Source organism: Rivibacter subsaxonicus, from assembly GCF_004217215.1.
In the GTDB taxonomy this organism is placed as follows: domain Bacteria; phylum Pseudomonadota; class Gammaproteobacteria; order Burkholderiales; family Burkholderiaceae_C; genus Rivibacter; species Rivibacter subsaxonicus.
In genome coordinates, this window is sequence record NZ_SHKP01000005.1 from 708522 (window position 1) to 723005 (window position 14484).

A 14484-nucleotide genomic window follows, 5' to 3' on the forward strand; every position below is an offset into this window, starting at 1 on the left:
CTCTAGACGAGCGCTGTCGCGCCGGGCCGACAATGGGCGTGATGCCCTTCTCGCACCTGCTGCTCGCCCTGGCCGTGGTCGCCGTCTGGGGCACGAACTTCGTCGTCATCAAGCTCGGCCTGGCCGAGTTGCCGCCGTTCCTGTTCGCGGTGCTGCGCTTCGCGCTGTCGGCCTTTCCATTCCTGCTCTTCGTCCGCAAGCCGGCGGTCGCCTGGTGGCGGCTCGCGGCCTTCGGCGTGCTGCTCGGCGCCGGCCAGTTCGGCCTGCTGTTCCTGGCGATGCGCGCGGACATCTCGCCCGGCCTCGCTTCGCTGGTGATCCAGACCCAGGTCTTCTTCACGATCGCGCTGGTCGCGCTGACCACCGGCGAGCGCTTCAAGCCGCTGCAGTTCGGCGCGCTGGCGCTGGCGGTGGCCGGCATGGGCGTGATCGCGCTCAACCTGGAGGCCAGCGTGACCGCCTGGGGCCTGGCGCTGGTGCTGGCCGCGGCGCTGTGCTGGGCGCTTGGCAACCTGGTGGTGCGCGGCGCCGGACGCGGCGTCGACATGCTCGGCTTCATGGTCTGGTCGAGCGTCTTCGCGGTGCCGCCGCTGCTGCTGATGAGTCTTGTCTTCGACGGCTGGCCCGCCATGCGCGATGGCGTGCTCCATGCCTCGACCGGCACCTGGCTCGCGGTGGCCTGGCAGGCGGTGGGCAACACGCTGTTCGGCTACGGCGCCTGGGGCTGGCTGCTCAACCGTCACCCGGCCGCGACCATCACGCCGATGGCGCTGCTGGTGCCGGTGTTCGGCTTCAGCGCCTCGGCCTGGTGGCTCGGCGAGAGCCTGCCGGCCTGGAAGCTCGGCGCCGCGGCACTGGTGATGACCGGCCTGCTGCTCAACCTGCTGGCGGCACGCACGCGCGCCGCCTCTTCCGCCCTGCCCTCCGTGAGTCGATGAGAAAACGATGATCCAGTTGCACTACCACCCCAGCACCGCCAGCATGGCGCCGCACATCGTGCTCGAGGAGCTTGGCGTGCCCTACCAGCGCCTGTTCGTCGACAAGGACGCCGGCGCGCTCGACAGCGCGGCCTACCGCGCGCTCAATCCGAACGGCAAGATCCCGGTGCTGGTCGACGGCGAACTGGTGCTCTACGAGAGTGCCGCGATCTGCCTGCACCTGGCCGACACTCATGCCGACGCCGGCCTGCTGCCGCCCGTGGGCAGCGCCGAGCGCGCGCAGGCCTACCAGTGGCTGGTCTGGCTGACCAACACGCTGCAGGCCACGCTGATCCAGTGCTTCTATCCCGAGCGCCAGACCGAGGCCACCGACGCGGTGGCGATCGCCGCCATCAAATCGCGCGCCACGGCGCGGGTCGGCGAGTTGCTCGGGCAGATCGAGGCCGAACTGGAGCGCCACGGCGGGCCGTGGCTGCTGGGCGCCAACTACTCGGTCGTCGACATCTACGCCTTCATGCTGTGTCGCTGGACGCGCAACTTCGCCCGCCCGGCGCGCAGCCGGCCGGCGATCCATGCCTGGCAGCAGCGCGTGCTGGCGCGCCCGGCGGTGCAGCGGATGTTCGCCAACGAGGGCCTCTCGGAGCCCTGGTTCTGAGGTCGTACTAGCCGGCCAGCGACTCGTCCCAGCACGCAGCCTCGATCTTGTGGCCGTCGAGGTCGCGCACGAAGCAGCCGTAGTAGGGCGCGCCGTAGTGCGGGCGCGGGCCGGGGGCGCCCTCGCCCTGCGCGCCGGCGGCGAGCGCGGCGACCCAGAAGGCGTCGACCTGGGCGGGGTCGACAGCGACGAAGCCGACGTGGCTGCCGTTGCCCACCGTGGCGGGCCGGCCGTCGATCGGCCGCTGGACCCAGAACTCCGGATAGGCCTTGCCCCAGCAGCAGGCGTCCTCGTGCTCCATCAGGCGCGTGCAGCCGAGCGTGGCGAGCACCGCGTCGTAGAAGACCACCGCTTCGGCGTAGCGGTTGGTGCCGAGCGAGACGTGAGATAGCGCGCTCGGGTTGCCGGTGTCGATCTCTTCACTCATCGCGCGCTCCCGTGTCAGTCCTTCAGCATCACCGTCGCCAGCGCCGCGGCGACCGCGTCGACGTTGTTCGGGTTCAGCCCGGCCGCGCACATCCGGCCCGATCGCACCAGGTAGACCGCGTGCTCCTCGCGCAGGCGGTCGACCTGTGTGGCCGACAGCCCGGTGTAGCTGAACATGCCGCGCTGGGTGATGAAGTAGTCGATGTTGCGCGTGTCGCCGGCCGCGCGCAGGCGCTCGCCGAGCCCGGAATGCAGGCGCTGGCGCAGCGCGGCGATGCGCACCCGCATCGCGTCGAGCTCGGCCGCCCACTGCGCGCGCAGCGCCGGCGTCTGCAGCACGCGCGCGACGAGCTGGCCGCCATGGGTCGGCGGGCTCGAGTAGTTGCGACGGATCGTCGCCCGCAGCTGGCCCAGCGCCAGCTCGGCCTGCGCCGCGTCCGGGCAGACCACGCTCAGCGCGCCACAGCGCTCGCCGTAAAGCGAGAAGCTCTTCGAGAAGGAACTGGCGACGAAGAAGCTGATCGGCGTGCCGGCCGTCCGATCGGCCGCCAGCGCGCGGATCGCCCAGGCGTCCTCCTCGATGCCGTCGCCGAAGCCCTGGTAGGCGATGTCGACGTAGGGAATCAGCCCGCGTCGCGCAATCACCGGGATCAGCCGCGCCCACTGCGCGTGCGTGAGATCGACGCCGCTCGGGTTGTGGCAGCAGGCATGCAGCAGCACGATGCTGCGCGCCGGCAACTGCTCGATGGCGGCGAGCATCGCCTCGAAGTCCAGGCCGCCGGTCGCCGCGTCGTAGTAGGGATAGGTTCCGACCTTGAAGCCGGCGCCCTCGAACATCGCGCGGTGGTTGTCCCAGGTCGGGTCGCTGACCCAGACCGCGCTGTCGGGAAACCAGCGCTTGAGGAAATCGGCGCCGACCTTGAGGCCGCCGGAGCCGCCGATGGTCTGCAGCGTGGCAATGCGGCCGCTCTTGACCGCCTCGTGCTCGGCGCCGAACAGCAGGTGCTGTACCGCCTGCCGGTAGTTGGCGGCGCCCTCCATCGGCTGGTAGGGCCGCACGCCGGCGGCCTGCAGTTGCTGCGCCTCGGCGGCGCGCACCGCGGCCATCACCGGCAGCTTGCCCTCGTCGTCGAAGTAGATGCCGATGCTGAGGTTGATCTTGTCGGTGCGCGGGTCGCGGCCGAAGGCCTCGTTGAGCGTGAGGATCGGGTCGCCGGCGTAGGGCTCGATGTGCTGGAACATGCTGATCTCGTTCACGCCGCGAGCGCGGCCTCGATGTCCTTGACGAGCGACTCGGGCTTGTCGGTCGGCGCGTAGCGCGCGATCACCTCGCCGTCGCGGCCGACCAGGAACTTGGTGAAGTTCCACTTGATGCCCTGGGTGCCGAGGATGCCCTTCTTCTCGCTGGTCAGCCACTTCCAGAGCGGGTGCGCGCCGGCGCCGTTGACCTCGACCTTGGCCATCATCGGAAAGCTCACGCCATAGTTGAGCTGGCAGAACGAGGCGATCTCGTCGTTGTTGCCGGGGTCCTGCTGGCCGAATTGGTTGCTAGGAAAGCCGATCACGGTCAGGCCCTTCTCGCCGTAGCTCTTCCAGAGCTTCTCCAGGCCCTCGAACTGCGGCGTGAAGCCGCAGGCGCTGGCGGTGTTGACGATCAGCAGCACGCGCCCGCGGGCGTCGGCGAGCCTGATCGGCTTGCCGGCGATGTCATGGGCTTCGAAGTCGTAGACGGTCGTCATGGCCTGTTTCGGCCCGCGCGGGCCGCTCGTTCGGGGTAGATGCCGCAATGCTAGCGGCACGGATCGAGGCATCCGTCACGCACCGACAAAGCTGTCGCTCCAAGGTGGGATTGCCGCTGTCTTGCGCGCGGCTGACGATCCGGTCATGAGTTCATCAGTACCCACTACCCCGGCCGGTGCCAGCCCGCGCAAGACCGAAGCGGTCGCACTGGTCGGCTTCGGCAGTTTCGAGCGGCAATCGCTCGAGGCCTACTTCCGCATGCTCGTCCGCGACGTGCCGGCCTTCGAGCTGGCGTCGCGCCCGCTGGCGCAGGTGCGCTGGATCGTCGCCAACGCCGACGACCAGGACGCCGTGCAGCAGGTCTGGGCCGCCGGCCGCCTGGCGAGCACCGTGTTCATCGGCGCGCGAGCGCCCGACGGCGCCGGCATGCTGTTGCCGCGCCCGATCGATCCGCTGGCCGTGCAGCGCGCGTTGCGCACGCTGCTGGGCGCGTCGCTGCCGGCGGCAAGGCCGGCAGCACAAGCGCCGGCCATGTCACGCCCGGTCGTCGCCGAGCCGGTGCCCGCGCCTGCGGTCGATGCGACGGCTCCGGCGCACGAGGTGCTGGTGGTCGACGACAGCGAGGTCGCGCGCCAGTACCTGCGGGTGCAGCTCGAGCGCCTCGGCTGCCGCGTCGACGTCGCGGCCAGCACCCACGAGGCGCGCGCCCGGCTCGCCGTGCGCTCCTATGCCGCGGTGTTCGTCGATCTCGCGCTCGACGCCGGCGATGCCAACGAGCTCGGTGGCCTGGTGCTGTGCCACGAACTGCACCACCGTGCCGGCCCGCGTCCGCGGGTCGTCGTGGTCACCGGGCGCAGCAGCGGCACCGACCGCGTGCGCGCCTCGCTGGCTGGCTGCGACAGCTATCGCGTCAAGCCGGTGACGGCGGCGGCACTCGGCGAGGAACTGGCCCGCATCGGCACGCCGGCAGCCGCCACGCCGGCGCCGCTCGTGCTTCCGCGGGCGGTCGCGGACCGCCTCGGCACGCCCCCACGCTCGGCCTGAGCCGCCTTCAGCGCCCGGCGCCCAGTTGCCGGGCGAGCGCCACGCCGACGCCCTGGTTGACGAAGGCGGTCGTCGCCACCTTGCTCAGGTCGACCTCGCCCGGCTTGTAGAGCCCGGCCCTGAGCATCTTGGCGTGGAAGTCGGCGATGCGCTCCGGCCGCATCGCGCCGATGCCCAGCGTCTGCGCGTCGCCCGAGTCGACGATGCCGAGCTGCTTCATCAGCGCCGCAGAGGCGTCGATCGTGGCCTGCGGCATGTCGGGGTTGTCGCGCCGGATCAGCGCGTCGGCCTTGCTGCGATCGCCGTGCAGGTAGTTGACCCAGCCGATGATCGAGGCCTCGACGAAGCGCTTCACCAGCGCCGGGTTCTTCTGCACCGTCTCGACCCGTGCCTCGATCGTGGTCGAGTAGGTGCTGTAGCCATGGTCGGCCAGCAGCCAGGTCTGCGGCTCGAAGCCGCCCTGGCTGCGGATCGAGATCGGCTCCTCGACCGCGTAGCCCTGCTGGATGCTCCTCTTGTTGGCGAGGAAGGGGCCGAGGTTGTAGGCGTAGGGCCGCAGCTGCTCGTCGCGAAAACCATGCTCGGCCTTGAGCCAGGCCCACCAGGAGAACTGCGCGTCCTTGGCGATCCACGCCACCGGTGCGGTGTTGAGTTCGGCGAAGGTCCGATAAGCGCCCGGATGCGAGAACAGCGCCTGCGGGTCCTTCTGGAACATCGCCGCCACCACCACCACCGGTACGCCGTTCTTGACGTTGTCGAAGCTGTGCAGCAGGTTGCCGGTCATCAGGAAGTCGATCCTGCCGGCCGGGAGCAACGGGCGGTTGTTGACCTGCGGGCCGCCGGGGCGGATCGTCACGTCGAGCCCGGCCTTGGCGTAGGTGCCGTCGGCGATCGCCTGGTAGAAGCCACCGTGCGCGGCCTGGGCCTTCCAGTTGGTGCCGAAGACCACCTTGTCGGCGGCGCCGGCCAGCGGCGCGGCGAGTGCCAGCAGGCCGGCGATGAACAGGTGATGGATCGTGGTGCGCATCGGCTCATCATAGAGTCGGGGTCGAACCGGAGAAGCCCATGGGATACGAAGCCAAGACGCAGCCGACGACCGAGGATGCGCATGCCTTCATCGGCCGCATCGAGAACGAATCCAAGCGCGAGGACAGCGCCACGCTGCTGCGCCTGATGCAGACCGCCAGCGGCAGCGCGCCGGTGATGTGGGGCGAGGCGATCGTCGGCTTCGGCCGCGCGCGCATCGACTACGCCGACGGCAGCCAGGGCGAGAGCCTGCTGATCGGCTTTGCGCCGCGCCAGCGCGAGTTCGCGCTCTACCTCGACTGCGGGCTCGAGGACGCCGCGGCCGCGCTGCGCGGCAAGGGCAAGTTCAAGGAAGGCAAGGGCTGCCTCTACCTCAAGCGCCTGGCCGACGTGCAGTTGCCGGCGCTGGAGAAGGCGCTCGACGCGGCGGTGCGATCGCAGGCCGAACGGCGGCTGCCCGACTAGCCGCGCTCGCTGTCGTGCCAGCGCCCGAGCACGCGCCGGGCGAGCGCCTGCATCGCGAGATGGATGCCGATGCCGGTGAGCGACACCAGCACCAGTGCCGCGAACATCTTCGGGATCTCGGTTCTGAAGCTCGCCTCCAGGATGCGCGAGGCCAGCCCCGTTTCGCGGCCGGCGGCTCCGGCGGTGAACTCGGCCACCACCGCGCCGATCAGCGCCAGGCCACCGGCGATCTTGAGCCCGGCCATGAAGTAGGGCAGCGCGCTCGGCACCAGCAGGTAGCGCAGCGTCTGCCAGCGCGTGGCGCGGTACAGCCGCAGCAGTTCGCGCAGATTGGCGTCGGCGCTGCGCAGCCCCTGCAGCGTGTTGGCCATGATCGGGAAGAAGGCGACGATGAAGGCGCAGACCAGCAGCGCCGCGGTGGTGCTGTCGACCAGGATCAGGATCAGCGGCGCGATCGCGACGATCGGCGTCACCTGCAGCACCACCGCCAACGGCGCCAGGCTCGCCTCGGCGCGCCGGCTGAGCGCGAAAAGCACCGCCAGCAGCACGCCGCCGACCACCGCGAGCGCGAGCGCGGCGAGGGTGATCTTCACGGTGAACCACCAGCTCGGCAGCAGCGAGCCGAAGTTCTCGAACAGCGTGCGCGCCACCAGCAACGGGCCCGGCAGCAGATAGGGCGGAATCTCCCACCAGCGCACCGCGGCCTCCCACGCGGCGAGCATCGCCAGCGTGCTGAGCAGCGGCGTCAGCCAGCGTCCGCGGTGATCGATCGCCGGCTCAGCCATCGCTGGCCCTCAGCAGTGCCTGCGAGACCCGGATGCAGGCTTCGGCAAAGGCGGGGGTGGCGCGGAATGCCGCGTGGCGCGGGTACGGCGCATCGAGGCCGATGATCTCGCTGACGCGCCCCGGCCGCGGTGCCATCACGACGATGCGCTGGCTCAGGAACACCGCCTCGGCCACGCTGTGGGTGACGAAGACGGCGGTGAAGGCATCGCGCTGCCACAGCGCGAGCAGGTCCTCGTTGAGGCGGAAGCGGGTGATCTCGTCGAGCGCGGCGAAGGGCTCGTCGAGCAGCAGCAGCGCCGGTCGCGTGATCAGCGCGCGGGCGATCGAGGCGCGCATCTGCATGCCGCCAGAGAGCTCGCGCGGGAAGGCGTTGCCGAAGTCCTGCAGCCCGACAGCGGCCAGCGCGGGCGCGACGGCGGTGTCGATCTCGGCCTGCCGGCGCCGCTGCAGTTGCAAGGGCAGCGCGACGTTGGCGGCGACCCGCGCCCACGGCATCAGGGTCGGTTGCTGGAAGACGAAGCCGGTGTTGCCGACCGCATCGTCGGCGCGTTCGACGCGGCCGGCGGTCGGCGTCTCGAGGCCGGCCAGCAGGCGCAGCAAGGTGCTCTTGCCGCAGCCGGAGCTGCCGAGCAGGCTGGTGAAACTGCCGCGGGCGATCGCCAGATCGAGCCCCTGCAATGCCAGCGTACCGCCCGCGAAGCGCTTGTCGACCTGGTGCAGCGCAAGCAGCGGCGGCGTCATCGGTCGGGGTGGCTCGTGAACCGGGCCGCGCGTGCTGGCGGCTCGTCGAAGGTGGCGCGCCCGGCTGGGATCGAACCAGCAACCCCTGCCTTCGGAGGGCAGTACTCTATCCATTGAGCTACGGGCGCTCGGGGCCGCAAGTGTAGCCGAGGCCCCACCGGCGATCGCGGCCAGGCGCCGGCGGCTCCGTATAATCCGCAGGCTTTGCGTGGCCTGGCCATGCGCAAGAAGACGTGCCGCGCCGCGGCCAGCCATCCAGCCCCCGAACAGACTCGGCGCCCGCCGGCGCCCGACGAGGAAGTCATGAGCGACGCCACGCCGCACGATCCGCATCACGCGCACCACGAACCCAACCACGAAGGTCCGATCCGCACGCCCAAGCAGCTGATCCTGGCGGTGTTGTTCTCGTTCCTGGTGCCGATCTTCGGCATCGTGCTGCTCGTCAACTACGTCTACCACCAGAGCTCGGCACCGGCCGGCTCCGACGCGCTCGGCCCGGAGGCCGTCGCCGCGCGCATCCAGCCGGTGGGGCAGGTGGTGGTCAAGGACCTGTCGGATGCCGGAGCCCTCAAGACCGGCGAGCAGGCCTTCAACGCGCAGTGCGCGGCCTGCCACGCCGCGGGGCTGGCGGGCGCGCCCAAGCTCGGCGATGCCGCGGCCTGGGGCCCGCGCATCAAGACCGGCTACGAGGCGCTGCTGACGTCGGCCCTCAAGGGCAAGGGCGCGATGGGCGCCCAGGGGGGCGGCGACCTGAGCGATCTCGAGATCGGACGCGCCGTGGTCCACATGGCCAATGCCGGCGGCGCCAAGTTCGAAGAGCCCAAGGCCCCGGCCGCTGCCGGCGCTGCCGCCCCGGCGGCAACCGCGGCCCCGGTGGCTGCGCCGGTCGCTGCTGCTCCGGCACCCGCGGCCACGCCGGTGGCAGCCGCCGCCGCGCCGGCAGCCAAGGCCGACGCGACGCCCGCGCTCTACACCCAGAACTGCGCGGTCTGCCATGCCGCCGGCGTGGCCGGTGCGCCGAAGCTCGGTGACAAGGCCGCGTGGACGCCGCGCCTGGCCACCGGCGTCGATGGCCTGACCGCCAGTGCGATCAAGGGCAAGGGCGCGATGCCGCCCAAGGGTGGCGCGGTCGCCGCCAGCGATGCCGATATCAAGGCGGTCGTCGCCTACATGGTGGGCACCGTCAAGTAAGGTTGCCGCGATCGGCAACAGAAGAGGGGGCCGCGGCCCCCTTTTTCGTGGTCGCGACCCGAGCAGGAGCTTCATCGATGGAACCGCAGCAGCAGCAACGACAGACAACCCGATCCAGGCCCGCCGCCGGCCTGGCGCTCCTCGCCGCTGCCGCCTTGCTGGCACCACCGAGCGCGAGCGCGCAATCGGCCGACGCCGAACTGCTCAACCGCAGCAACAACCCGCTGGCCCCGTTCGCGGCGCTGAACGTGCAGAACCAGTACTCGCCGTACCTGCATGAGAGCAGCGCCGAGATCAACGACTTCTTCGTCCGCGGACTGTTGCCGGTGGCGCCGAACGGCTTGATCGGCGTGCCGCAGGTGCTGGGCCTCACGCTGCCGTTCAGCTCGCGCCCGGCACCGGGCGGTGGCAGCACGGTGGGCCCGGGCGACCTGAGCCTGTCCGACCTGTTCGTGCTGCACGCGCAGGGACTGCAGCTCGGCATCGGGCCGATGCTGACGCTGCCGACCGCCTCCAGCGACGAGCTCGGCGCCGGCAAGTGGCAGGCCGGCGTCGACGCGGTCGCGCTCGCCGTCAGCCCGGCACGTCTGCTCGGCGCGCGCCTGCAATGGCAGCGCTCCTTCGCCGGCGACGGCGAGCGCCAGGACGTCGACGCCATCGCGCTGCAGCCGCTGGCCTACTTCAATTTCGATCGTGGCTGGTACCTGCGCTCGACCGCGGCCTGGCGCTTCGATCTGCGCAACGGCGACTACGTGATTCCGGTCGGCTTCGGCGGCGGCAAGGCGATCAAGGCCGGCACCAGCGTGCTGAACTTCTACATGGAGCCGCAGTGGTCCGTGGCGCACCAGGGGCAGGCCTTGCCCAGGTTCACCATCACCGCCGGCTTGAATCTCAGCGTCGGCAACTGAGGCTCTAGACCGCCGGCGCCCCGGTCCCGGTGCGCTGCGGGCTGAGCACGTAGCCGAAGCGCGCCGGCATCTGCGCGAAGTCCATCTGCTGCGGCGTCCACAGGCCGAGCGTCACGGCGTCGGCGGCGGTGTCCATGTCGAGCGAGCGCACCAGCCCGAAGCCGCGCTCGGTGGCGAGGAACAGGCGGCCATGCTCGTCGAGCCAGCTGCTCTGGACTTGCAGCACCGCCAGTCCGGTGTGGGTCTCGAGCGCGAAGCTGGCGTCGTCCCGGCGCGCGACGCCCACCAGCAGCGGGGCCGCTTCAAGCTCGACATAGACGCGCTGCGGTCCGTTCTGGAAGTACCAGCAGCCGTCGGCATCGGCCTCGTAGTTGCGGTGGATGAACTCGCACAGCTTCTCGTGGCGCAGGCGGCTGCCCTTGACCTGCGGAAAGGAGCCGGCGGCCTGGACCCGGTCGTCGCGCATGTACCAGTCGCCGCGCGCGTCGAGGCCAAGCCAGCCGCGGCAGGCCGGCACGTTGGGCCACTTCTTCAGTGCTGCCTTGACGATCTCGTCCATCGCGGGCGATTGTGCGCCGCGCGGCGCAGCCGACTCATGCCGTCGCAGAGCTCGCGTCCTTCGGGCCGTCCAAGCCCTAACTCTCGGGCTTGGAGCCGCGGCCCTCAGTCGCCGACGTGGGTCCGCATCCAGCCCATCACCGCCTGCGGCAGGCGCATCACATGGCCCGGAAAGCCGCCGGCCGCGAAGCCCACATGGCCTCCATGCGCCGGCTGCCACAGCGTGACATGGCGACCGACCTCGTGCTGCGCCGGCAGGCAGGAGGCCGGCACGAAGGGATCGTTGCGCGCATTGAGCACCAGCGCCGGCACCCGGATCGCATGCAGGTGCGGCTTGGCCGAGCCGCGCGCCCAGTAGTCGTCGGTGTTCTTGAAGCCGTGCAGCGGCGCGGTGAAGACGTTGTCGAACTCGTAGAGATCGGCGGCGGCGAGCAGCCGCTCGCGGCTGAACAGCCCCGGATGCTGGGCCAGCTTGGCCAGCGCCTTGGGCTTCATCGAGCGCAGGAACATGCGGGTGTAGACCTGCCGGTTGAAGCCGCGCGAGATGGCGTGGCCGCCGGCCGCGAGGTCGATCGGCGAGCTGATCGAGGCCACCGCATGCACGGTCTGCGAGGCCTGCTCGCCGGCCTCCTCGGCCCAGCGCAGCAGCGCGTTGCCGCCGAGCGAGACGCCGACCGCCACCACACGCCGGCCGGCACGCTGGCGCAGCCGCGCGAGGACCCAGCCGATCTCCTCGTAGTCGCCCGAGTGGTAGGCGCGCGGGCCGAGGTTGAGCTCGCCCGAGCAGCCGCGGAAATGAGGCACCACGATGCGCCAGCCCTGTTGTCGCGCCCAGTGGGCGAAGGCCTGCGCGTAATGGCTGCCCGAGGAGCCCTCGAGGCCGTGGAACAGCACCAGCACCGGTGTCTGGCTGCCGGCGGTCCAGTCGCCGCCGAAGTCGACGTCGATGAAGTCGGCGTCGGGCGTGGCCCAGCGTTCGCGGGTCCAGGTCGGCGTCGGGCCATGGAAGCGGCGCGACATCAGCGCCGGCCAGATGGTCTGCGCGTTGCCGCCCGGCAGCCAGCGCGGCGCGCTGAGGCGGGCTTCGGGGGATTCGGTTGCTTGGGTAGGAAGGACGGCCGACATCGGTGCAGACAACAACAACAACGCCTCAATGCAGCGTGGACGGCGCCTCGCTGATTTCCTGGAGCTCGCGCGCCGAGCCCGGACTCGCATGGTGCAGCACCATGCGCCAGCCGAGCGGGGTCTTGAGGTAAACGTTGGTGACGATCGCGTAAGCCTGTTGCGGCCCTTCCTCGCTCATGATGCGCACCCGTTCCAGCACGTGATGGACCGCGCTGCTGTTGGTAAGGAGCTTGCGCACCTTGTCGGGATGCACGTCGACCGCGCCGTTGGCGAAGATCGCCTCGAAGGCCGCGCGGATCGCCGCCGCGCCCACCATGCGCGGCCCGCCGGGATGCACGCAGGCGATCTCCTCGTCGTCGGACCAGACCGACATCAGAAGGTCGGCGTCACCCTTCTGCATCGCCTCGTAGAAGCTGGCCTCGATGTCGTCGGGCGTCGAGGGCGGAGCCTTTGGTGTCGTGGGCATCGGGGCAGGCAGATGGGGTTCAGCGGAAGACGACCGTGCGCTGGCCGTTGAGCAGCACGCGGTGCTCCACGTGCCACTTGACGGCGCGCGCCAGCACCACGCTTTCGACATCGCGGCCGATCGCGGTGAAGTCCTCGGGCGACAGCGTGTGGTCCACCCGCGCCACGTCCTGCTCGATGATCGGGCCTTCGTCGAGCTCGGGCGTCACGTAGTGCGCGGTGGCACCGATCAGCTTGACGCCGCGCGCATGCGCCTGCTCGTAGGGCCGCGCGCCCTTGAAGCTGGGCAGGAAGCTGTGGTGGATGTTGATCGCGCGCCCGGCCAGGAAGCCGCAGAACTCGCTCGAGAGGATCTGCATGTAGCGCGCCAGCACGACCAGGTCGACCTCGTGGCGCTCCACCAATGCCTCGATCTGGCGTTCCTGGGCGCGCTTGGTCTCGGCGCTCGATCCGGTCGTCAGCGGCAGGTGGTGGAACGGCAGGCCGTAGCCCTCGACCAGGCTCCGAAAGTCGGGATGGTTGCTCACCACGCCCGCCACCTCGACCGAAAGCGTGCCGCTGTGCCAGCGGAACAGCAGGTCGTTGAGGCAATGGCCATGCTTGCTGACCAGCACCAGCAGGCGCGGCTTGCGGGCACAGGCGTGCAGTTGCAGGTCCATGTCGAAGCGGCGGCGCAGCTCGGCCAGCAGCGGCTGCAGGGCCGTCACGCCGGCGACGCTCGGCGGCGCCTCGAAATGCACCCGCATGAAGAACAGGCCGCTGGCGTCGGCGCTTTGCAGGTCGCCGAACTGCTGCGAGTCGATGATGTTGCAGCCGGCCTCCAGCAGCAGGCCCGAGACGGCGTGGACGATGCCGCGGGTGTCGCGGCACGACAGCGTGAGGATGAACTCGGGAGCGGCTTGCGACATCAGGCGGCCATTGTACGAAGGGCGTCATCGCGTCCATAGAATCGCGCCGATGAGCAGCGTCGATCCCGCGCCCGAACTGCAGGCTCTGCTGGCCCGCGTGGCGCTGGGCGACCGGGCCGCGTTTGGCGTGCTGTACCGCACGTGCAGCGCGCATCTGCTGGGCGTGATCCTGCGTATCCAGAACGACCGGGCGCAAGCCGAGGACGTTTTGCAGGAGGTGTTCGTGAACGTGTGGAAGGCGGCCGGAAGCTACAACGCCACGCTGGCCGCGCCGATGGCCTGGCTCGCCAGCGTGGCGCGCCACCGCGCCATCGACAGCCTGCGCCGGCGCAGGGCCGAGCCCGCCACGCTGAGCACCAGCGTCACCGGCGCCGATGGCGAGGAGCAGGACCTGCTCGCACGCTTTGCCTCGGCCGAGCCCGGGCCGCAGCAGTTGCGCGAACAGGCCGACGCGGCGCTGGCGCTGCGCGGCTGCCTGGCACGGCTGTCGGCCGAACAGCAGCAGTGCCTGTCGCTGGCCTACTACCAGGGCCTCTCGCATGGCGAGGTCGCCGAGCATCTGCGGCAGCCACTGGGCACGGTCAAGAGCTGGGTCCGGCGCGCGCTGATCGCGCTGAAGGCCTGCCTCGAGCGCGCTGCCATCGGGGCGGCTTGATCATGATGCCCCCACGCTCACCATGTTCGCTGCCCCCCGAGGGGGCGCCAGTGCGCTTGGGGCGGCCCGGCGCGTACTGACCATGGACTACGCCCGCCCCGAACTCGCCGAACGCCTCGCCAGCGAGTACGTGCTCGGCACGCTGCGCGGTCCGGCGCGACGCCGCTTCGAAGTGCTGCTGCAGGCGCACCCGACGCTGCGCGCTTCGGTGGCGGCGTGGCAGGAACGGCTCGCGCCACTGGCCGTCGCGGCGCCGGCGGTCGAGCCCTCGCCGCAGGTCTGGCACGCGATCGAGCAGCGCCTGTTCGCGGCGGCGGGCGCCGCGGCCGCGGCGCCGCGCCGCTGGTGGCAGCAACTCGGCCTGTGGCAGGGCGCGGCCGGCCTCGCCACCGTGGCCGCGCTGGCGCTCGGCCTCGTCATCAGCCAGCCGCTGCCGGTCGAGCCGCCGATCGTGATCGTGCTGAACGCCAATCCCGACGCCGCCGGTGCTTTACCGTCGTCGATCAAGGCCAGCTTTGTCGCCAGCCTCTCGGCCGATGGCCGCGCGCTGGTCCTCAAGCCGATCGGCGAATTGCCGATCGAGGCCAGCAAGGCGCTCGAGCTGTGGGCGGTGCCGGCCAGCGGCGCGCCGCGCTCGCTCGGTCTGGTGTCCGCGCAACAGGCGACGACCGTGCTGCAGACGAAGCTGCTGAAGGACACCGCGGCCTTCGCCGTGAGCCTGGAGCCCGCCGGCGGATCGAAGACCGGCGCGCCGACCGGGCCGATCCTGTCGGTGGGCAAGCTGCAGACCTGAGCGGCCTTGTGCGTCGCGGCCTTCTGCGGCGGTCAACCAGGTTCCGTTCGCGCTGAGGTA

At 70.8% G+C, this 14484-nt stretch carries 18 protein-coding genes and 1 tRNA gene; 8 read left to right on the top strand and 11 right to left on the bottom strand.

Annotated elements, in window-relative coordinates:
- The first annotated feature begins 41 nt into the window (after nt 1-41).
- Nucleotides 42-938, top strand: a complete 897-nt coding sequence (locus EV670_RS09225; protein WP_130431542.1) for an EamA family transporter — start codon at nt 42-44, stop codon at nt 936-938.
- A 7-nt stretch (nt 939-945) separates the two neighbouring features.
- Nucleotides 946-1593 (top strand): glutathione S-transferase family protein, encoded by a 648-nt coding sequence (locus tag EV670_RS09230; protein WP_130431543.1) that lies wholly within the window; start codon nt 946-948, stop codon nt 1591-1593.
- A gap of 7 nt (nt 1594-1600) precedes the next feature.
- Here the strand turns inward: EV670_RS09230 and EV670_RS09235 are convergent, their stop codons facing one another.
- From EV670_RS09235 to EV670_RS09245, 3 genes are read right to left on the bottom strand one after another with little or no spacing between them, the layout of a single operon-like run.
- Nucleotides 1601-2020, bottom strand: coding sequence for a VOC family protein (locus EV670_RS09235; protein WP_130431544.1), 420 nt, complete (start codon nt 2018-2020; stop codon nt 1601-1603).
- A gap of 14 nt (nt 2021-2034) precedes the next feature.
- Nucleotides 2035-3261, bottom strand: coding sequence for an amino acid aminotransferase (locus EV670_RS09240; RefSeq protein WP_130431710.1), 1227 nt, complete (start codon nt 3259-3261; stop codon nt 2035-2037).
- An 11-nt stretch (nt 3262-3272) separates the two neighbouring features.
- A complete protein-coding gene (locus EV670_RS09245; protein WP_130431545.1) occupies nt 3273-3758 on the bottom strand; it encodes a glutathione peroxidase in 486 nt (161 codons plus the stop codon).
- Between the two features lie 145 nt (nt 3759-3903).
- Here EV670_RS09245 and EV670_RS09250 point away from each other — a divergent pair, with 145 nt between their 5' ends.
- Nucleotides 3904-4803: a response regulator gene (locus EV670_RS09250; protein WP_165393283.1), complete on the top strand. Its 900-nt coding sequence runs from the start codon at nt 3904-3906 to the stop codon at nt 4801-4803.
- Nucleotides 4804-4810: 7 nt separating this feature from the next.
- Here the strand turns inward: EV670_RS09250 and EV670_RS09255 are convergent, their stop codons facing one another.
- Entirely contained in the window at nt 4811-5830 is a 1020-nt protein-coding gene (locus EV670_RS09255; protein ID WP_130431547.1) for an ABC transporter substrate-binding protein, read from the bottom strand.
- 38 nt (nt 5831-5868) lie between these two features.
- Between EV670_RS09255 and EV670_RS09260 the strand changes: the two genes are divergently transcribed.
- Nucleotides 5869-6294 (top strand): DUF1801 domain-containing protein, encoded by a 426-nt coding sequence (locus EV670_RS09260; protein WP_130431548.1) that lies wholly within the window; start codon nt 5869-5871, stop codon nt 6292-6294.
- Here the strand turns inward: EV670_RS09260 and EV670_RS09265 are convergent.
- The 3 genes from EV670_RS09265 to EV670_RS09275 form a co-directional block, all read right to left on the bottom strand.
- Nucleotides 6291-7079 carry an ABC transporter permease gene (locus EV670_RS09265; protein ID WP_130431549.1) on the bottom strand — a complete coding sequence of 263 codons (789 nt, stop codon included), beginning with the start codon at nt 7077-7079 and terminating at the stop codon, nt 6291-6293. The two genes, EV670_RS09260 and EV670_RS09265, sit on opposite strands and share 4 nt — an antisense overlap.
- Nucleotides 7072-7821 carry an ABC transporter ATP-binding protein gene (locus EV670_RS09270; RefSeq protein ID WP_130431550.1) on the bottom strand — a complete coding sequence of 250 codons (750 nt, stop codon included), beginning with the start codon at nt 7819-7821 and terminating at the stop codon, nt 7072-7074. The genes EV670_RS09265 and EV670_RS09270 overlap by 8 nt, the downstream gene beginning before the upstream one ends.
- Before the next feature lie 52 nt (nt 7822-7873).
- Nucleotides 7874-7949: transfer RNA gene (locus EV670_RS09275), tRNA-Arg, on the bottom strand.
- A 175-nt stretch (nt 7950-8124) separates the two neighbouring features.
- On the opposite strand from EV670_RS09275, the gene EV670_RS09280 reads away from it, so the two are divergent.
- A complete protein-coding gene (locus tag EV670_RS09280; protein WP_130431551.1) occupies nt 8125-9012 on the top strand; it encodes a c-type cytochrome in 888 nt (295 codons plus the stop codon).
- 77 nt (nt 9013-9089) lie between these two features.
- On the top strand, nt 9090-9920 hold the full coding sequence (locus EV670_RS09285; protein WP_242616888.1) for a hypothetical protein: 831 nt from the start codon (nt 9090-9092) through the stop codon (nt 9918-9920).
- A gap of 4 nt (nt 9921-9924) precedes the next feature.
- Here the strand turns inward: EV670_RS09285 and EV670_RS09290 are convergent, their stop codons facing one another.
- The 4 genes from EV670_RS09290 to purU form a co-directional block, all read right to left on the bottom strand.
- The gene (locus tag EV670_RS09290; RefSeq protein ID WP_130431552.1) at nt 9925-10479 is read right to left on the bottom strand and encodes a DUF2946 family protein; all 555 of its coding nucleotides are present in this window, start codon (nt 10477-10479) and stop codon (nt 9925-9927) included.
- A gap of 104 nt (nt 10480-10583) precedes the next feature.
- The gene (locus EV670_RS09295; RefSeq protein ID WP_130431553.1) at nt 10584-11603 is read right to left on the bottom strand and encodes a YheT family hydrolase; all 1020 of its coding nucleotides are present in this window, start codon (nt 11601-11603) and stop codon (nt 10584-10586) included.
- 25 nt (nt 11604-11628) lie between these two features.
- Nucleotides 11629-12069, bottom strand: coding sequence for a YybH family protein (locus EV670_RS09300; RefSeq protein WP_130431554.1), 441 nt, complete (start codon nt 12067-12069; stop codon nt 11629-11631).
- A 19-nt stretch (nt 12070-12088) separates the two neighbouring features.
- Entirely contained in the window at nt 12089-12976 is an 888-nt protein-coding gene (gene purU / locus EV670_RS09305) for a formyltetrahydrofolate deformylase (protein ID WP_130431555.1), read from the bottom strand.
- Between the two features lie 49 nt (nt 12977-13025).
- Here purU and EV670_RS09310 point away from each other — a divergent pair, with 49 nt between their 5' ends.
- Entirely contained in the window at nt 13026-13631 is a 606-nt protein-coding gene (locus EV670_RS09310) for a sigma-70 family RNA polymerase sigma factor (RefSeq protein WP_130431556.1), read from the top strand.
- Between the two features lie 82 nt (nt 13632-13713).
- Nucleotides 13714-14424, top strand: a complete 711-nt coding sequence (locus EV670_RS09315) for an anti-sigma factor (protein ID WP_130431557.1) — start codon at nt 13714-13716, stop codon at nt 14422-14424.
- Nucleotides 14425-14484 lie beyond the last annotated feature (60 nt).

Coding starts and splice junctions, on each gene's coding strand:
- EV670_RS09225 (WP_130431542.1), top strand. CDS start 42: ATGCCCTTCTCGCACCTGCTGCTCGCCCTGGCCGTGGTCGCCGTCTGG.
- EV670_RS09230 (WP_130431543.1), top strand. CDS start 946: ATGATCCAGTTGCACTACCACCCCAGCACCGCCAGCATGGCGCCGCAC.
- EV670_RS09235 (WP_130431544.1), bottom strand. CDS start 2,020: ATGAGTGAAGAGATCGACACCGGCAACCCGAGCGCGCTATCTCACGTC.
- EV670_RS09240 (WP_130431710.1), bottom strand. CDS start 3,261: ATGTTCCAGCACATCGAGCCCTACGCCGGCGACCCGATCCTCACGCTC.
- EV670_RS09245 (WP_130431545.1), bottom strand. CDS start 3,758: ATGACGACCGTCTACGACTTCGAAGCCCATGACATCGCCGGCAAGCCG.
- EV670_RS09250 (WP_165393283.1), top strand. CDS start 3,904: ATGAGTTCATCAGTACCCACTACCCCGGCCGGTGCCAGCCCGCGCAAG.
- EV670_RS09255 (WP_130431547.1), bottom strand. CDS start 5,830: ATGCGCACCACGATCCATCACCTGTTCATCGCCGGCCTGCTGGCACTC.
- EV670_RS09260 (WP_130431548.1), top strand. CDS start 5,869: ATGGGATACGAAGCCAAGACGCAGCCGACGACCGAGGATGCGCATGCC.
- EV670_RS09265 (WP_130431549.1), bottom strand. CDS start 7,079: ATGGCTGAGCCGGCGATCGATCACCGCGGACGCTGGCTGACGCCGCTG.
- EV670_RS09270 (WP_130431550.1), bottom strand. CDS start 7,821: ATGACGCCGCCGCTGCTTGCGCTGCACCAGGTCGACAAGCGCTTCGCG.
- EV670_RS09280 (WP_130431551.1), top strand. CDS start 8,125: ATGAGCGACGCCACGCCGCACGATCCGCATCACGCGCACCACGAACCC.
- EV670_RS09285 (WP_242616888.1), top strand. CDS start 9,090: ATGGAACCGCAGCAGCAGCAACGACAGACAACCCGATCCAGGCCCGCC.
- EV670_RS09290 (WP_130431552.1), bottom strand. CDS start 10,479: ATGGACGAGATCGTCAAGGCAGCACTGAAGAAGTGGCCCAACGTGCCG.
- EV670_RS09295 (WP_130431553.1), bottom strand. CDS start 11,603: ATGTCGGCCGTCCTTCCTACCCAAGCAACCGAATCCCCCGAAGCCCGC.
- EV670_RS09300 (WP_130431554.1), bottom strand. CDS start 12,069: ATGCCCACGACACCAAAGGCTCCGCCCTCGACGCCCGACGACATCGAG.
- purU (WP_130431555.1), bottom strand. CDS start 12,976: ATGTCGCAAGCCGCTCCCGAGTTCATCCTCACGCTGTCGTGCCGCGAC.
- EV670_RS09310 (WP_130431556.1), top strand. CDS start 13,026: ATGAGCAGCGTCGATCCCGCGCCCGAACTGCAGGCTCTGCTGGCCCGC.
- EV670_RS09315 (WP_130431557.1), top strand. CDS start 13,714: ATGGACTACGCCCGCCCCGAACTCGCCGAACGCCTCGCCAGCGAGTAC.